This window comes from Mesorhizobium sp. M1338, assembly GCF_040318045.1.
Classification (GTDB): Bacteria; Pseudomonadota; Alphaproteobacteria; order Rhizobiales; family Rhizobiaceae; genus Mesorhizobium.
Map to the genome: position 1 here is coordinate 350,141 of NZ_JAMYLL010000002.1, position 15,116 is coordinate 365,256.

Annotated in this window: 14 protein-coding genes and 1 pseudogene; 6 read left to right on the forward strand and 9 right to left on the reverse strand. The window is 60.7% G+C overall.

The window, feature by feature from the left end:
• Positions 1–105 precede the first annotated feature (105 nt).
• On the reverse strand, positions 106–900 hold the full coding sequence (locus tag NKH19_RS03580; RefSeq protein WP_352981835.1) for an MmyB family transcriptional regulator: 795 nt from the start codon (positions 898–900) through the stop codon (positions 106–108).
• 90 nt (positions 901–990) lie between these two features.
• Here NKH19_RS03580 and NKH19_RS03585 point away from each other — a divergent pair, with 90 nt between their 5' ends.
• Both NKH19_RS03585 and NKH19_RS33520 read left to right on the forward strand, forming a co-directional pair.
• Entirely contained in the window at positions 991–1,599 is a 609-nt protein-coding gene (locus NKH19_RS03585; RefSeq protein WP_352981836.1) for a glutathione S-transferase family protein, read from the forward strand.
• A 69-nt stretch (positions 1,600–1,668) separates the two neighbouring features.
• Positions 1,669–1,953 (forward strand): putative antibiotic biosynthesis monooxygenase, encoded by a 285-nt coding sequence (locus tag NKH19_RS33520; RefSeq protein ID WP_502910876.1) that lies wholly within the window; start codon positions 1,669–1,671, stop codon positions 1,951–1,953.
• Between the two features lie 256 nt (positions 1,954–2,209).
• Here the strand turns inward: NKH19_RS33520 and NKH19_RS03590 are convergent.
• The 5 genes and pseudogenes from NKH19_RS03590 to NKH19_RS03610 all read right to left on the reverse strand — a co-directional run.
• Positions 2,210–2,568, reverse strand: a pseudogene (locus NKH19_RS03590) (Arm DNA-binding domain-containing protein); the annotation flags it as partial.
• A gap of 318 nt (positions 2,569–2,886) precedes the next feature.
• Positions 2,887–4,449, reverse strand: coding sequence for a glutamine-hydrolyzing GMP synthase (guaA, locus tag NKH19_RS03595; RefSeq protein WP_352866622.1), 1,563 nt, complete (start codon positions 4,447–4,449; stop codon positions 2,887–2,889).
• A 152-nt stretch (positions 4,450–4,601) separates the two neighbouring features.
• Positions 4,602–5,237: a 5'-methylthioadenosine/S-adenosylhomocysteine nucleosidase gene (locus NKH19_RS03600; protein WP_352981837.1), complete on the reverse strand. Its 636-nt coding sequence runs from the start codon at positions 5,235–5,237 to the stop codon at positions 4,602–4,604.
• A gap of 4 nt (positions 5,238–5,241) precedes the next feature.
• A complete protein-coding gene (locus NKH19_RS03605; protein WP_352866618.1) occupies positions 5,242–5,700 on the reverse strand; it encodes a PaaI family thioesterase in 459 nt (152 codons plus the stop codon).
• 140 nt (positions 5,701–5,840) lie between these two features.
• Positions 5,841–7,130 carry an RsmB/NOP family class I SAM-dependent RNA methyltransferase gene (locus NKH19_RS03610; RefSeq protein WP_352981838.1) on the reverse strand — a complete coding sequence of 430 codons (1,290 nt, stop codon included), beginning with the start codon at positions 7,128–7,130 and terminating at the stop codon, positions 5,841–5,843.
• Between the two features lie 316 nt (positions 7,131–7,446).
• Between NKH19_RS03610 and NKH19_RS03615 the strand changes: the two genes are divergently transcribed.
• Positions 7,447–8,124 (forward strand): MIP/aquaporin family protein, encoded by a 678-nt coding sequence (locus NKH19_RS03615; RefSeq protein ID WP_352866614.1) that lies wholly within the window; start codon positions 7,447–7,449, stop codon positions 8,122–8,124.
• A 129-nt stretch (positions 8,125–8,253) separates the two neighbouring features.
• Here the strand turns inward: NKH19_RS03615 and NKH19_RS03620 are convergent, their stop codons facing one another.
• Positions 8,254–8,778 (reverse strand): DUF8737 domain-containing protein, encoded by a 525-nt coding sequence (locus tag NKH19_RS03620; RefSeq protein ID WP_352879487.1) that lies wholly within the window; start codon positions 8,776–8,778, stop codon positions 8,254–8,256.
• A gap of 101 nt (positions 8,779–8,879) precedes the next feature.
• Between NKH19_RS03620 and NKH19_RS03625 the strand changes: the two genes are divergently transcribed.
• The 3 genes from NKH19_RS03625 (at position 8,880) to NKH19_RS03635 (ending at position 11,533) form a co-directional block, all read left to right on the forward strand.
• Positions 8,880–9,788 (forward strand): LysR substrate-binding domain-containing protein, encoded by a 909-nt coding sequence (locus NKH19_RS03625; RefSeq protein ID WP_352981839.1) that lies wholly within the window; start codon positions 8,880–8,882, stop codon positions 9,786–9,788.
• Positions 9,789–10,199: 411 nt separating this feature from the next.
• Positions 10,200–10,838, forward strand: a complete 639-nt coding sequence (locus NKH19_RS03630; protein WP_352981840.1) for a hypothetical protein — start codon at positions 10,200–10,202, stop codon at positions 10,836–10,838.
• Positions 10,835–11,533 carry a hypothetical protein gene (locus NKH19_RS03635; RefSeq protein ID WP_352981841.1) on the forward strand — a complete coding sequence of 233 codons (699 nt, stop codon included), beginning with the start codon at positions 10,835–10,837 and terminating at the stop codon, positions 11,531–11,533. The genes NKH19_RS03630 and NKH19_RS03635 overlap by 4 nt, the downstream gene beginning before the upstream one ends.
• A gap of 556 nt (positions 11,534–12,089) precedes the next feature.
• Here NKH19_RS03635 and NKH19_RS03640 read toward each other — a convergent pair.
• Together NKH19_RS03640 and NKH19_RS03645 are read right to left on the reverse strand one after the other, a co-directional pair.
• The gene (locus tag NKH19_RS03640; protein WP_352879494.1) at positions 12,090–13,193 is read right to left on the reverse strand and encodes a calcium:cation antiporter; all 1,104 of its coding nucleotides are present in this window, start codon (positions 13,191–13,193) and stop codon (positions 12,090–12,092) included.
• Between the two features lie 43 nt (positions 13,194–13,236).
• On the reverse strand, positions 13,237–15,009 hold the full coding sequence (locus NKH19_RS03645; protein WP_352981842.1) for an AMP-binding protein: 1,773 nt from the start codon (positions 15,007–15,009) through the stop codon (positions 13,237–13,239).
• Positions 15,010–15,116: the final 107 nt, after the last annotated feature.

Here is a 15,116-nt window from a genome sequence, read left to right on the forward strand (position 1 = left end):
CCAGACCTCCTATAACTGTGGGCGGGTTCGCGGCCCAAAGGCATCTGCCGGTCTTGAACAACCATCTTCTGCATCTGGCGTCCACCACGCTGTAAGGCTGTGCGCTCAAGCTGCTACTTTTTCATCGTAGAAGGCGATGCGAAGTCCGGGCCTGTCCTCGGAGACGAGGATATTGAGGCGATAGCTTCGCCACCTGCCCTGTCCATCGCGGAGCGTAATGTCCGTATCGCCGATTCGGAGGATTTCGGGCTCATCCCACCATTCCATAGTTTGTGGAACGGCTTGAAGTACCTCGTTGAGGATGGACCTTAAAATCGGGCTCTTCCCGCCCGTCAGATAGTCATGGCGTGCCTTGAGCAGGACAAGCCTCGCGGCGAACTGCCAGTTTTGAATCCTCTGCCGGTAGTGGTCGGAAAAGAAAACGATGCGGAGTATATTCGGTCGCGGCAATTTGAAGTCTTCAAACAGGATCCCGGCCGCCTCGTTATGGGCCAGGACATCCCAAGCGCTGTTCATTATGTAGGCGGCTTGATCGAGAGCATTGATCATCCTTACGAGTGACTGAGGAAACTCGGCACTTTCAGCGCCATCCGCAAATGTCTCACGGCCAGCCAGTGCAAAAAGGTGCTCCCGTTCGGCTCGGTCGAGGCGAAGTCCTCGCGCCAATCGATGGAGGAAATCATCCGATACTGCTATGTCGCGTCCCTGCTCGAACCAAGTGTACCACGTCAAACCGACACCAGCCAACGCGGCGACTTCCTCACGACGAAGGCCTCTGGTTCGACGGCGGCGCACCTGCGGCAAGCCAAGCGATTCAGGCGAAGTGCGTTCGCGACATTGGCGGATGAAGTCCGACAGCGCCTGTCTGGCCGGCACACGCGTTAAACGATCAGACGCCACGTCTCACCTCGCAAAGCATCACTTTAGTAATAGCATAAAAGCTCCATTGTAACACGATAAATTTGCCCGTAGATTTCTGAGACATGGCTAGTGATCGAATTGCCCAAGGTCGGAAGGTTGGATGGTATGCTGCTCTACCAGTTTCAAAGGGGGACAAATCCTCGGCGCGTTATCATTTACCTGAACGAAAAAGGGATCGACGTTCCGCGATATGAACTCGATTACGCGGGAGGGGAGCACAAGTCGCGTGAATACCTCGCGATCAATCCCAGCGGACGAGCCCCGACACTCGTGACGGATGAGGGTATGCCGATCACAGACTCGGCTGCCATAGTCGAGTATCTGGAGGAGTTGTATCCCGACACGCCAATGATGGGGACAGATCCGGTTTCCCGAGCGAAAGTGCGCTCGCTTGAGCGCCTGGGAACTGATCTGGTGGTCCGGTCTCAGCTTTGGCTGTGGAACGTTACTCAATCCTTTCCCGCCAAGGAGCCGTCGCCATCACCGGAGGTTGCTGCCAAACTCTTTGGGTATGTCACCGAAATACTGGATGTCCTGGAGGTGACGATCGGAGATAACGAGTTTCTGGCAGGAGATAGGCCTACGATCGCGGACTGCACGGTATTTTCAATTTTTCAAACATGCCGGGAGAGGTTCGACCAACCCTTCGGCTCCGCCCATCCGCGCCTTGACGCCTAGTACAAGAAGTTTCGCCAGCGACCGAGCGCCGAATACTAAGGGGTTAGTGATTTGAACAAGCCCAAGGCTATGACCTGCGATTTGAATAATCTGAAGGCATGCGACGGCCCCGTCGTCGCTCCGATCAGACCATCTAAAATCAGAATGACAGTCGTCATGATTGTATTCGTCTACCCGATCGTGACACTCCTGCTCTACGCATTGAGTCCGCTGGCCGACAACTGGGCTGTGTGGCATCGAACACTGGTTCTAACGCCGATCACAGTAAGCCTAATTGTCTTTGTTGTGAGCCCGTTGATAGCAAAACACTTCGACTGGTTCCTGCGGCCTCGCTCAGCGCCGTGGAGTCGGTAAAGGCGGAGAGGTCCGGCATCAGCCATCTATAATGCGCCTTCCGACCGACTGATCCTCTCAGAGGACGGCGCGAACACACTCCTCTGAGGCCGAACCTAATCCCGAGAAACAACCCGCCCGGTGCCTGGAGGTGGACGATGAAGTCGGCCAAAGCGAGCCATCGGCAAACATGAGCAGCATTAAGGATGCCGGGAACGCATGCCAAATATGTCTCTCGACCTTCGATACCTTCGTTACGCGATGATCGCGGCCGAGCACGGGGAGCTTTCGCCGCGTCGCTCATGCGCGACTCCTGGAACCACTTCTCGCCGAATTCGCCGAACCGCTTCGCCTCCTTCAGTCGCCGCTTGTCGTGCTGCTTCTCTTGAGCAGGCGACCGTCCATCTGAAATGGCCCGCTTTGCATCGATCAGCTTCTCGCGAGCCCTGGCAAGCGAGAGGCCGTCTGGGCCGTATCGGCCGAGCGTCAGCGTCTCTCGACGTCCGTTGAGGCGGTAGTCGTACCGAAACACGATCGCCCCGACGGCTGCGCTACAACGTACATACCGTCACGATCGCTCACCTTGTACAATTTCTTCTGTGATCTCAGCGCCTTAATCGCTGTGTCAGTTAGCATGAGGGCCTCCAAAAACCGTTCAAGAACTGGAGAGAGGCACCGATTATACCGTCAGGCCAAATAGGCGATGCTGGAAGCATAAATCCCTTTTGGAATCAGCCTGTTAATACCAAAAATAATACCGTCAGCAGCTCTCTTAGCCATGACGGTATAGCGAAACTCCAGATCGAACAAGTTTCCCCATACCGTCTGCTATACCGTCAAATCGAAGCACTGCCCCTCGATAGACGGCAATAGATGCCGTCACGATTATCGTTATGTTTCAATGCCTTAAGGCGTACTAGAGCGTACAGACGGATACCGCCGGACGGGCAAAAATCATTCCCACTCGATTGTTCCCGGCGGCTTCGAGGTGACGTCGTAGACGACGCGGTTGATGCCGCGGACTTCGTTGATGATGCGGGTGGCGGCTGCGCCGAGGAAGGCCATGTCATAGTGGTAGAAATCCGCCGTCATGCCATCGACCGAGGTGACGGCGCGCAGGGCGCAGACGAATTCGTAGGTGCGGCCATCGCCCATCACGCCGACGGTCTGCACCGGCAACAGAACGGCGAAGGCCTGCCAGATGGCGTCGTAGAGGCCGGCCTTGCGGATCTCGTCGAGATAGATGGCGTCGGCCTCGCGCAGGATCTCCAGCTTTTCGCGGGTGATGCCACCGGGGCAGCGGATGGCGAGACCCGGACCTGGGAATGGATGCCGGCCGATGAAGCTTTCGGGCAAACCGAGCTCCTTGCCGAGCGCCCTCACCTCGTCCTTGAACAGTTCGCGCAGCGGCTCGACCAGTTGCATGTTCATGCGCGCGGGCAGGCCGCCGACATTGTGGTGCGATTTGATCGTCACCGACGGGCCGCCCGTGAAGGAGACGCTTTCGATGACGTCGGGATAGAGCGTGCCTTGCGCCAGGAATTCGGCGCCGCCGAGTTTCTTGGCCTCCTCCTCGAACACCTCGATGAACAGCCGGCCGATGGTCTTGCGCTTTTTCTCCGGATCCGACTCGCCCTCCAGGGCGTCGATGAAACGGTCCGATGCGTTCACCAGAATGAGCGGCAAATTGTAGTGCTCGCGGAACATCGCCACCACGCCCGCGGCCTCGTCCTTGCGCATCAGGCCGTGGTCGACAAGAATGCAAGTCAGCTGGTCGCCGACCGCCTCGTGGATCAACAGCGCGGCGACCGAGGAGTCGACGCCGCCCGACAGCGCGCAGATGACCTTGCCCTTGCCGACCTGCTTGCGAATGGCCTCGACCGCGTGCTCGCGGTAGGCGCGCATGGTCCAGTCGCCTTCGATGCCGGCGATGTTGTGGACGAAGTTTCGCAGCAGCCGGGCGCCATCGGGCGTGTGCACCACCTCGGGATGGAACATGATGCCGTACATCTTGCGCTCGATATTGCCGAAGATGGCGAAGGGCGAGCCTTCCGACTTGCCGAACACTTCGAACCCCTGGGGCAAGGAGATGACGCGGTCGCCGTGGCTCATCCACACCTGGTGGCGCTGGCCGGGCGCCCACAGGCCCTCGAACAGCGGGCTGTCCTTTTCGATCTCGACGAAGGCGCGGCCGAATTCGCGATGGTCGGAGCTTTCGGCGACGCCGCCCATCTGCACGCACATGGCCATCTGGCCATAGCAGATGCCGAGCACCGGCACGCCGGCGTCGAAGACGATCCGCGGCGCGCGCGGACTGCCGATATCGCCGGTCGAAGCCGGGCCGCCGGACAGGATGACAGCCTTCGGATTGATGCGCTTGAACGCCGCTTCGGCCGACTGGAACGGCACAATCTCGGAAAACACTCCGGCCTCGCGGACGCGGCGGGCGATGAGCTGGGTAAACTGGCTGCCGAAATCGACAATCAGGACGGTGTCGGGATGATTGGCTGTTTTCATGGCGAGCGTTTAGAGAAAGAAATGAGTCGGCGCAATGGGTTGCGAGGCCTAGCTGTCACTTCGATTCCACGACTTCACCTTCAGCGCCAGCGTCTTCATCCATTGCAGCAGCCTCTCCGGCCGCAAGCTTGGCGGCTTGATCCGATTTGCGGTCAGGCGCCGAGCAGACCGTGGCGGATTGCCTGTTCCAGCAGCCCGACCGCCCCGGCCAGCTTCTCGTCGATGACGTGCAGATATTCGGTCCAGTCGTTGACGTGCCGCAGATCAGCCGCGCCGTCGGAGATGCCGCGCAGTCCGATCAGCGGCACATCGAACAACTGGCAGGCGCGCAGGCAAGCGAAGGTCTCCATGTCGACCATGTCGGCGGCGATCGCATCATAAGCCGCGCCGGTGACGATCGCGCCGCCGGTCGACAGCGTCGCCTCCCTGATTTCAGGAATTTTGAACGGCAGTGGCACCGTCACCGGCAGATCGAGAAACGGCGTCGCCCCTTTCTCGAAACCGAGCGGCGAGGCGTCGATGTCGCGATAGCTGACCGACGCCGCCTGGTAGATTTCCGTCTGCTCCAGCGTCCGGCTGCCGGCCGAGCCGAGCGACACGACGAGGTCCGGCAGCGCCTTCCGCGACTTCAGCCAAGAGAGCTCGGCGCCCAGCCTGACGCCGGCCTCGACCGGCCCGACACCGGTCATCAGCGGCGTGAACAATTGCTTGAGGTGCGGGCCGTATTCGGCCTGTGCCGCCATGACGAAGAGGACGTCCTTGCCGCCTAGTCGCGCAACGTTGCCCATCGGATCACCCTTCGATGCCGTCCCGCCCGACCACCGTCATCATCGTTCCGGTCATGGTGGCGATCAGCTTGGCTTCGCCGTCGGCGGCGAAGGCATAGGCCTGGCCGTCGGCAACGATGATGGTGCGGCCGGGTTTGGTCACGGAGCCGCGGAACAGGAAGCGCTCGCCTCGGCCCGGCGCCAGCAGATTGACCTTGAACTCGATGGTCAGCACGCCTGAGTTTTCCGGCATCAGCGAAAACGCCGCATAGCCGCAAGCCGAGTCTAGTGCGGTCGAAATGACGCCGGCATGGAGAAAACCGTGCTGCTGGGTGAGCGCCGCCGAATAAGGCATCTCGATCTCGATGATACCGGGTGTCACCAGCGTCAGTTCGGCGCCGATCGTGGCCATCGCTTTCTGACGCGCGAAGGATGTCCTGACGCGGTCGTCATAGTCCGGGGCGGGTACGATCTTTGCTGCCATGGCCGCTGCTTTCCTTTATGCGGATAAGCTTATTGCAGAGGCATGGGCGGCAGGCAAACGCTTTTGCTGCACTGCAGCAATCGGTCTCGTCTGCCGGCAAGGGTTACGCATCCGCCGGGATTGGCGGTATCCAATGAGGTTCAGGCCGACCTGCGCAACGCACAGAAGTAGAACCCGTCGGTGCCGCTCAGCGCCGGCGACAGCGAGATGTCGCCTTTGGCACCGATGCGTGCGGCTGCCGCATGGCCGGGAAAACGGCCGTCCCAGAGCGCGCGATGATCGACCGGGACAAAACCGCTGTTGCGGTCGCGGAAGGCCGCGACCTGCTCGCCATTCTCCTCATCGAAGACCGAGCATGTGATGTAGACCAGCAGGCCGCCTGACTTGACATAGGCTTTGGCCGCATCGAGAATCGCCGATTGCTCACCCTTGCGGGCGTCGAGCTGTCTTTGCGTCAGCCGCCACTTGGCATCGGGACGGCGCCGCCAGGTGCCGCTGCCGGTGCAGGGCGCATCGACCAGCACGATGTCCATGTGGTTGCCGAGCGGGGCGAGTTCGGTCGGCTTGGTGACGATCTGGATATTGCGGTTTTCCGAACGACGGATGCGGTCGAAGATCGGCGCCAGCCGCGCCTTTTCGGCATCGTGGGCGAAGATCTGGCCCGTATTGCCCATCGAAGCCGACAGCGCCAGCGTCTTGCCGCCAGCGCCGGCGCAGAAATCCAGCACCTGCATGCCGGCTTCGGCCCCGGCAAGGGCGGCCGCCACTTGCGAGCCTTCGTCCTGGACCTCGAACCAGCCTTTCTGGAAGGCCGGCTCGGCCTGGACGTTCGGGTGCCTGCCGTCGCCGTCGATCGGCGGGATGCGGATACCGTGCGGGGCGATGGCGGCGGGTTTCGCGCCGGTTCCCGACAGTTCGGCCAGCACCTTGTCGCGATTGGCCTGCAACGTATTGACCCTGAGATCGAGCGGCGGGCGTGTCGCCAGCGCCGCTCCCTCGTCGACCCAAGTGGGGCCAAAGGCTCGTTCGAAAAGCGGCGCGCACCAGTCGGGAACATCCGCCCGTACCGCGTCCGGCGCATCGGCAAGCCGGCGTTCGGCGATTGCCTGAAGCTCGGCGGCGGTCAGCAGCGGCGGTGCGAACTTGTCGCCTTCGAGCGCGTCGTTGAGCGATTGCGCGGTCTGGCCCCATTCGAGCAGCAGGGCGCCGAAGCCGATGGCGCGCGGCGTGTCCTCGCCCAGCAGCCAGCCGGCGGAACGCTTGTGACGCAAGGCATCATAGACGATGTTGCCGATCGCCGCGCGGTCACCGCCGCCGGCGAAGCGATGCGACAGGCCCCAATCCTTCAGCGCGTCCGCCACCGGCCGGTGGCGTCGGCCGATGTCTTCCAGCACTTCGATGGCCGCAGCCAGCCGTCCGCCCAGTCGCATTCGTCATTCCATCAAATCGAGCACGTGATCTTGGCCTGCTCTTAGAGCCTTTCGCGCCTGGATTGAACCCCGCTTCCGACTGGCGACGACGAGGTAATCCAAACCGAGACCAGCGAGCCAACCAGTATATGCCCTAAGCCGGCGGCAGCAGATCGATCAATAGATGAACGGTCTCTAATATTCGTGACCGGCGACTTCAAGCATGGCATGTGACGCAACCGCTCTGCTTCCCAAGTTTTTCAGTTGAGAATACTCTTGGCGCCATGATTCGCGGCGCGGAAAAGGCGGACCGGCGGATCGCTACGAGGAGAGGGCAATGAAAACTTATCTGGCGGAAGTTCTAGGCACATTTCTATTGGTGTTCATCGGTACGGCTTCTGTGGTGACGGGCGGCTTCGGCGGTGCGCTGCCGCTTGGCCAGGAAGGCATCGGTCTGGCGTTCGGCATCGGCCTCATTGCGGCGGCCTATGCGATCGGCCCGATTTCGGGCGCGCATCTCAATCCGGCGGTGACGCTCGGCGTCTTCCTTGCCGGCCGGCTGCCGGCCAAGGACGTCATCCCCTACTGGATCGCGCAGGTCATCGGCGCCATCCTCGCCTCGCTGGCGTTGTGGATCATCGTCTCCGGCCAGACCGGCGGACACACTGGCGGCTTCGGCGCCAATGGCTGGGACGTGACGAAATGGGGCGTCAGCTCGGCGTTCCTGTGGGAAGTGATCGGCACCTTCACCTTCGTCACGGTGATCCTGGGCGTCACGGCTGAAAAGCACTCGACGGCCTTTGCCGGGCTGGTCATTGGCCTGACGCTGGCAGGATTGCATTTCGCCATCATCCCGGTGACCGGCACGTCGCTCAACCCGGCCCGCTCGATCGGCCCGGCGCTGTTTTCGGGAACTGCCGCGATCGGCCAGCTCTGGCTCTTCATCGTCGCACCGTTGATCGGCGGCGCCATCGCCGGCGTCGTCGCCAAGGCGCGCATCTTCGAGAAGGACTGAGCTTCGAAAGGCTGAACGAGAAAAAGGCGCGGGCCCGGGTCCGCGCCTTTTTCCTTGGTGGATGCTCTTGCCGTCAAAGGCACAGTGGGGCCGGTAGTCGTTAGGACCCGAAACGGACCTCCGGATGCTCTATGAAACAGCCGCATCGTCTGCAATGGCTCCGGTCGCGTTCTGGTGAGGACGCAGCAGAAAATAGAATGCGGCGATGTGCGTGATCATCAGCAGCGGCACGTAGATGATCGGGATCGCGTAGGCGGCGCCCAGTTGTTCCGCGTGCGCGGGGAGGCCGACCTGGATGGCGTGGTAATAATCGACGACGAGCTCGGCCATTCCGACAAGGTTGAAGGCGACGACGAGCGGCCAGAAGAGCGGTGGTATCCTCACCGTGAGCAGCGCCAGCATCGCCAGCACCCCTGTCGCGAAGTCGCCATAGGCGGCGAACACGGCGAAGCCGGCCGGCAGATCGCGGCTAACGACGCCCGGCAGGATGAACACGAGGCCAAAGAAGCGGAAGCTGTGCAGGGTGGCGATCGCACGTTGCGCGGCGACCCGGTCCATTGAGCTCAGCCACGGCAGACCATATGCGCCAAAGCAAAGCAGCCACGCGACATAGCCTAGAACGAGATGGGTCTGGAACAGCATTTCCGTGGACATTTGGCCTCCTGTCAGCGGCTGGTTCACGCAGCCTCCCAGCCAGTCGGTTACATCTAAGCCAGCTTTCATAGTTCGACTAGCCGGTGTAATCACCACAACCTATGAAGCAGAACTACACAGTTCGACACGGTGCGCTGGAAGGCGTCGAAGCCTTCCTGGCCGTCGCCAGGCGGCGCAATTTCCGCCGTGCCGCCGCGGACCTCGGCGTGACGCCGTCGGCCGTGAGCCAAGCGGTACGCACGCTGGAGGCCCGCACGGGTGCGGCGCCGTTCGTGCGCACGACGCGGAGCGTCGGTTTGACCGAGGCCGGTCAGCGGTTCCTCGACCGTGCGGGCCCTGCCTTCGAGGAACTCGTCGCGGCAGGCGAGGCCGCGCGCGACCTCGGCCAACGGCCGACCGGGTTGCTGCGCCTGTCCGTACCCCGCGCCGTCGTGCCGTTGATCCTGGAGCCGATGATCGCGTCTTTCTGCCGAACCTATCCCGAGATCGAACTGGAGATCGCCGCAAGCGACGAAATGGTCGATCTCGCCACCGGCGGGTTCGATGCCGGCATCCGCCTCGGCCAGTTCATCGCGCCCGATATGGTCGCTGTGCGGCTGACGCCGTCGTTCCCGTTCGTGGTTGTCGGCAGCCCGGACTATCTCGAGCGCCACGGCAGCCCCGAGCGTGTGGACGACTTGCGCCACCACGCCTGCCTGCGATTGCGCCGCTCGAACGGCGCCATCGCGCCCTGGTCCTTCGTCGACGGCAACGAGGCAATCGAGGCGATGGTCTCCGGCCCGCTGATCGCGCACGACTATCCGACGTTGCTCGGTGCGGCGATACAAGGCATCGGCCTGGCACAGACGCCTCGACCCGTCGCCGTAGCCCCTATAGAACAGGGCAAACTCAGATCGGTGCTGGACGGCGTCGCCGCCACGACGCCGGGCGTCTTCCTCTATCATCCCGGCAAACGCCAGATCCTGCCGAAGCTGCGCGCCTTCATCGATCACCTCAAATCCGGCGCGTGAGCGTCTCGGTGACCGGCGGCACTCGCGTCGCGGCGAGACGATGGGCCAGACCGTTGCGGCAATCGCGACATTTGCCTATCATTGCGTGGGTTCAGGCGCATGCTGAAGCGACAATCGCTGCTCCGGAGGTCTCTGGCTGCATGAGCCGAAATTCCGTCATCTCCCCCTGGGTTGGAACATGCAATCTTCTGTCTGCGACGTCCTGGTTTGTACGGTCGCCACCGCGACGAGGTGATGCGCTTACTTCGGTTCTCCAGTGCTGCAATGCACGAGTAAATTCACATCCAATTATAGAGTTGCCACATGATACCAATCTACATTGGGTATGATCCACGCGAAGCCCGAGTCCTGGACGTAGCGCGATGGAGCGCCTACCGGCGGACAAGTAAGCCATTGCAGATACGGCCACTCGTGCTCAAAGACCTTGAAGCCAAAGGAATCATGAAGCGACCGATGGAGATACGTGATGGTAGGCTCTGGTGCCCGATTTCCGAGGCACCGATGGCGACCGAGTTTGCCATATCGCGCTTTGCAGTTCCGTTTGTGCGGCAAGGCGGCTGGGCCATGTTCTGCGATTGTGACGTCCTGTTTCTAAAGGATCCGGTCAAGCTGCTCGACCTGGTCGATCCTTCCTACGCGATCATGGCGGTTAAGCACCAGCAACGAGAATCCGAAGCGGTCAAGATGGACGGACAAACGCAGACGTTCTATCGCCGCAAAAACTGGTCATCGGTCGTTTTGTGGAATCTAGATCATCCCGCCAACAAACGGCTGACCAACGAAATGCTTAACACGTGGCCCGGGCGTGACCTCCACGCCTTCAAATGGCTTGAGGACCATGAGATCGGGGAATTGCCTCTCGCATGGAACTACCTCGTTGGGGCTTCGGCTTCCGAACTCGACCCCGCCGATGTCTCGCTGGCGCACTACACGCTCGGCGGCCCTTGGTTTGCGGGCTGGCCCGGCGCCACGCACTGGGACGAATTGTGGAGCCGAGAAGAGAGCATTCTGCGTGCGTTTGAGGAACATGCTGTTCAGATTCCCGCATGAAAACTCCGCTTTCGAATCTGTTGCCAGTCTTCACAAAGCCAATTCTTCGCTTGCCCAGCGTCACGGGTCCCGCCTTGGTAATGGGGTCGGCGCCGAATTTTCGCCTCCCGGAGGGACATAATGCCGATTGGGCACTTGTGACTGTCAATGCTTCCCAGCTTTTGGCGGAAACCTTCAGCCTCCCCGTTCCTGATATCGCCCTGATCCGCCGCGGCATTTTAGTCGGCGAGGGTGAGCAGGATTATTACAAGCGTGATTTGTTAAAAGGACGGCGGGCAAAGCATCTGATCATCCCGGTTTGGCCGGACGTCGAGGACAAGCTGAAAGCTGGTTGTCGCACCTTCAACTATCGTTATGACACCTTGCAGGCGCTTACCAAATGGCAGCTTGCCAACATCGTCTGGCGGCTCAGCGGCAAATATCATGTGTCCCGTGGTTGGCACCGGAAAATCTCCACCGGAGCCTTCGCGATCATGCTGGCGCGGTTCGCCGGTTTCGCTCCTGTTGTCGTCAGCGGGTTTTCCCTGTCCCAAGCCGGGCATGGGTACGACAGCCGAAATGCCTTTCGATATCATGCCGACGAAGATGCGGCTTTGCTTCGACGGGTGGTGAGAAGAGGTGAGCCGATCTACGCCGAGGATAGAGACTTCGCTGCAGAAAGTGGATTGCCCTTGTGGCAGGGACAAATGCGATGATGGGCCGGGCGACGACAGTGGCCAAGGACTTGAGGCCACGTCCTTGAGCTGCATTTACCTTTGCTTGTTATCGGAAAGGCACCGTTCACAGTGAAAGACAGTGGGATATCTTAGGAGGCTCGCAATATGGCGGACCGTCCCGAATTTTAAACGAGGGTGACCTTGCTTCGGTGTTGAGAGATATCCCTTAGCCGAAACCGTGAGCCCGCGCGCTGGTGCCACCAATGACCAACCTTACCCGCCTTTCGTGAGTTCGACGTGCTGAATATCTCGACGGCTGATCGGCTGCAAATCAAGTCCATTCTCGTTATCCAGACGAAATACATCGGGGATGTCATTCTGACCTCGGCGCTCGTGCGAAATCTGCGCGTTGCCTACCCGAATGCTTTGCGCTCCTGGCCTGCGAGACTTCGTGGTCAGCCAGAATATCGCAGACGTAGCCATCGGATTCGACCGTCGAGGCGCCGGTAGGCGGTCATCCGCTGCCCGTCTTCGAATGAATGACTATAGTGGGCCGGAGGTCGCCCGTCCGCGACCACGATGCAAGATTAAGCTTTCATGGTACAAATATCAGAAATACGTAAGTAAAAAATAATACAAGATGGACCATGCCGGTCAGGAATGTCGTTCTTTCATTGCTAAAGCTTACGCTACATATGAAAAGCGCCAAAATCAAAAGCACTGTGTCGGTCGCCGGGAGCCCCAGGGTCAAACCCCTTCCCGTCAGCAGGCTGGCGGCTGCGACCGCAGGTATTGTCAAACCAATTGTAGCGCAAGCCGAACCCATCGCGACATTCAAGCCGCGCTGCAGCTCATTGTTGAGTGAAGCACGAACCGCCGAAATGGCCTCTGGCATCAAAACCAACCCCGCGATCAATGCTCCCACAATAGCGTCAGCTTGGGTCACCTGGTAGGTAACGAGCGCATCTTCAACGCTTGCGGCGACTTGCTCGGCGAGCATGACAATTCCGATCAGCCCGATTAACAGGAGCAGAGCGCTGGCAGAGATGCTTTCGTGCGGGGCGGTTCGCATTGAAACATCGTGTGCTTGTCCTTCGATGAAGTCGTCGCGATGCCGGACAGTCTGCGCGAACACGAAACCTGCATAGAGCAGCACTGAAAGTACGCTCACGAAACCAAGTTGAGCTGCTGAAAATGTGCCAGGCTCCGTAGTTCGTGTGTAGGTCGGCAGAATAAGCGTCATGACGGTCAGCGCGGCCAGAACCGCAAGATATGCGCTGGTCCCTTGTCGAACGATTGCCTGCTTGCGATGGCGCCAGCCGCCAAGCGTGAGACACGTGCCGACAACGCCGGTAGATGTAATCATCACCGTCGAGAAGACGGACTCACGTGCAAGCGTAGGGTTGTTCTCTCCATGCAGCATCATGGAAACGATGATCGACACTTCGATTGCCGTCACGGCAAAAGTCAGCACCAACGTACCGTAAGGCTCCCCTACTCGCCGAGCTACCGCTTCGGCATGGTCGAGCACCACGAAAATGGTGATAAACATGATCGCACTCGAAAGCGCTCCGACAAGGATCTTGACGCTCGGCGAACCTTCATCCACCGACAGCCCGCTGGCTCTGACTGCGATAGCCATCGCCAAGGCGACCAACGGCATCGCATAAGAAGTCACCGATCGCGCGAAACCACTCATGCAAGCCCTGTGTGTTTCTGCGAACCTTGCGGAAAGCCTATACTCACGCCGTCCTCTGCGTCACCAACCCAAGTTCCTCGATCATCGCATTGCGCATCAAAAACTTCTGCGGCTTGCCGGTCACCGTCATCGGCAATTCGGTTCGGAAGCGGATATGGCGCGGGATCTTGTAGTGGGCGATTTGGCCGGCGCAGAAGTTTTTGATTTCCTGCTCGGTGACGATCTGGCCGGGCTTGAGCACGATCCAGGCGCACAGTTCCTCGCCGTATTTGGCGTCGGGAATGCCGAAGACCTGCACCTCCTTGACCTTGGGATGGCGGTAGAGGAATTCCTCGACTTCGCGCGGGTAGACGTTCTCGCCGCCGCGGATGACCATGTCCTTGACCCGGCCGACGATGTTGCAATAGCCCTCGGCGTCGATGGTGGCGAGGTCGCCGGTGTGCATCCAGCCGTCGGCGTCGATCGCCTCGCGGGTCTTCTCCTCGTCGTCCCAGTAACCCTTCATCACCGAATAGCCGCGCGTGCAAAGCTCGCCCGGCGCGCCGACGGCGACGGTGACGCCATCGGCATCGACCGCCTTGACCTCGACATGCGGGTGGATGCGCCCGACGGTCGAGACGCGCTTTTCCAGCGGGTCGTCGACGCCGCTCTGGAACGAGACCGGGCTGGTCTCGGTCATGCCATAGGCGATTGTCACCTGTTCCATATGCATCAGCGACACCACCTTCTTCATCACCTCGATCGGGCATGGCGAGCCGGCCATGATGCCGGTGCGCAGGCTGGAGAGATCGAAGGATGAAAAGTCCGGGTGATCGAGCAGCGCGACGAACATGGTCGGCACACCATAGAGCCCGGTGCAGCGTTCCTGAGCCACCGCCTTCAGCGTGGCGCCCGGGTCGAACCCCTCTCCCGGGAAAACCATGGTGGCGCCCTTCGACACGCAGCCTATCGTCCCCATCGACATGCCGAAGCAGTGATAGAGCGGCACCGGGATGCAGAGCCGGTCGTCGACGGTCAGTTTGATCGCCGAGGTGACGAAATTGCCGTTGTTGACGATGTTGTTGTGGGTCAGCGTCGCGCCCTTGGGGGCTCCTGTCGTGCCCGAGGTGAACTGGATGTTGATGGCGTCGCCCGGTTTCAGCCCCTCCGAAATGCGGTCGAGGCTGTCATGCTCGTCGCGGCCTGCCATGGCCAGCACATCACCGAAATTGAACATGCCGGGTGAGTTGTCCTCGCCCATGCGGATGACGATCTTCAGCGCCGGCAGTTTCTGCGCCTTGAGTTTGCCGGGCGTCGCCTTCGCGATCTCCGGCGCCAGTGTCTCGATCATGCCGAGATAGTCGGAGGTCTTGAACTTGGCCGCGGTGACCAGTGCCTTGCAGCCGACCTTGTTCAACGCGTAGTCCAGCTCGGTCAGCCGGTAGGCCGGGTTGATGTTGACCAGGATCAGGCCGATGCGGGCGGTGGCGAATTGCGTCACCAGCCATTCCCATCGGTTGGGCGACCAGATGCCGACGCGATCGCCTTTTTCCAGGCCAAGCGCCAGGAAGCCGGCGGCCAGCGCGTCGACCGTGTCCGACAGTTCGCTCCAGGTGAAGCGCTTGTCCTGGTCGACGAAGACGGCGGCATCTTGCGTGGCATATTTGCTGGCAGTGTCGGAAAACAGCGCGGGGATAGTCTTGTTCAGCAGCGGCACGGTGCGCTCGCCGGAGACATGCGCCTTGCCGTCGACGGGCGCTACGAAGACACCGCCATTGCGCGATCCATGTCCGCGCAAATTGCTGGCATTCTTCAGCTCGTCGAGATTGACTGGCATCGCTCTCTCCTCCCGGGACTGGTCGAGCCTATCAGCCTGCCGCGACGGTGGAAATCCCGCCGATGGTACTGGACGATCCCCTCCCCCTTGAGGGGAGGGTGCCGGGC

Coding starts and splice junctions, on each gene's coding strand:
- NKH19_RS03615 (WP_352866614.1), top strand. CDS start 7,447: ATGAAAACTTATCTGGCGGAAGTTCTAGGCACATTTCTATTGGTGTTC.
- NKH19_RS33520 (WP_502910876.1), top strand. CDS start 1,669: ATGACCTGCGATTTGAATAATCTGAAGGCATGCGACGGCCCCGTCGTC.
- NKH19_RS03645 (WP_352981842.1), bottom strand. CDS start 15,009: ATGCCAGTCAATCTCGACGAGCTGAAGAATGCCAGCAATTTGCGCGGA.
- NKH19_RS03620 (WP_352879487.1), bottom strand. CDS start 8,778: ATGTCCACGGAAATGCTGTTCCAGACCCATCTCGTTCTAGGCTATGTC.
- NKH19_RS03635 (WP_352981841.1), top strand. CDS start 10,835: ATGAAAACTCCGCTTTCGAATCTGTTGCCAGTCTTCACAAAGCCAATT.
- NKH19_RS03600 (WP_352981837.1), bottom strand. CDS start 5,237: ATGGGCAACGTTGCGCGACTAGGCGGCAAGGACGTCCTCTTCGTCATG.
- NKH19_RS03610 (WP_352981838.1), bottom strand. CDS start 7,130: ATGCGACTGGGCGGACGGCTGGCTGCGGCCATCGAAGTGCTGGAAGAC.
- guaA (WP_352866622.1), bottom strand. CDS start 4,449: ATGAAAACAGCCAATCATCCCGACACCGTCCTGATTGTCGATTTCGGC.
- NKH19_RS03605 (WP_352866618.1), bottom strand. CDS start 5,700: ATGGCAGCAAAGATCGTACCCGCCCCGGACTATGACGACCGCGTCAGG.
- NKH19_RS03640 (WP_352879494.1), bottom strand. CDS start 13,193: ATGAGTGGTTTCGCGCGATCGGTGACTTCTTATGCGATGCCGTTGGTC.
- NKH19_RS03625 (WP_352981839.1), top strand. CDS start 8,880: ATGAAGCAGAACTACACAGTTCGACACGGTGCGCTGGAAGGCGTCGAA.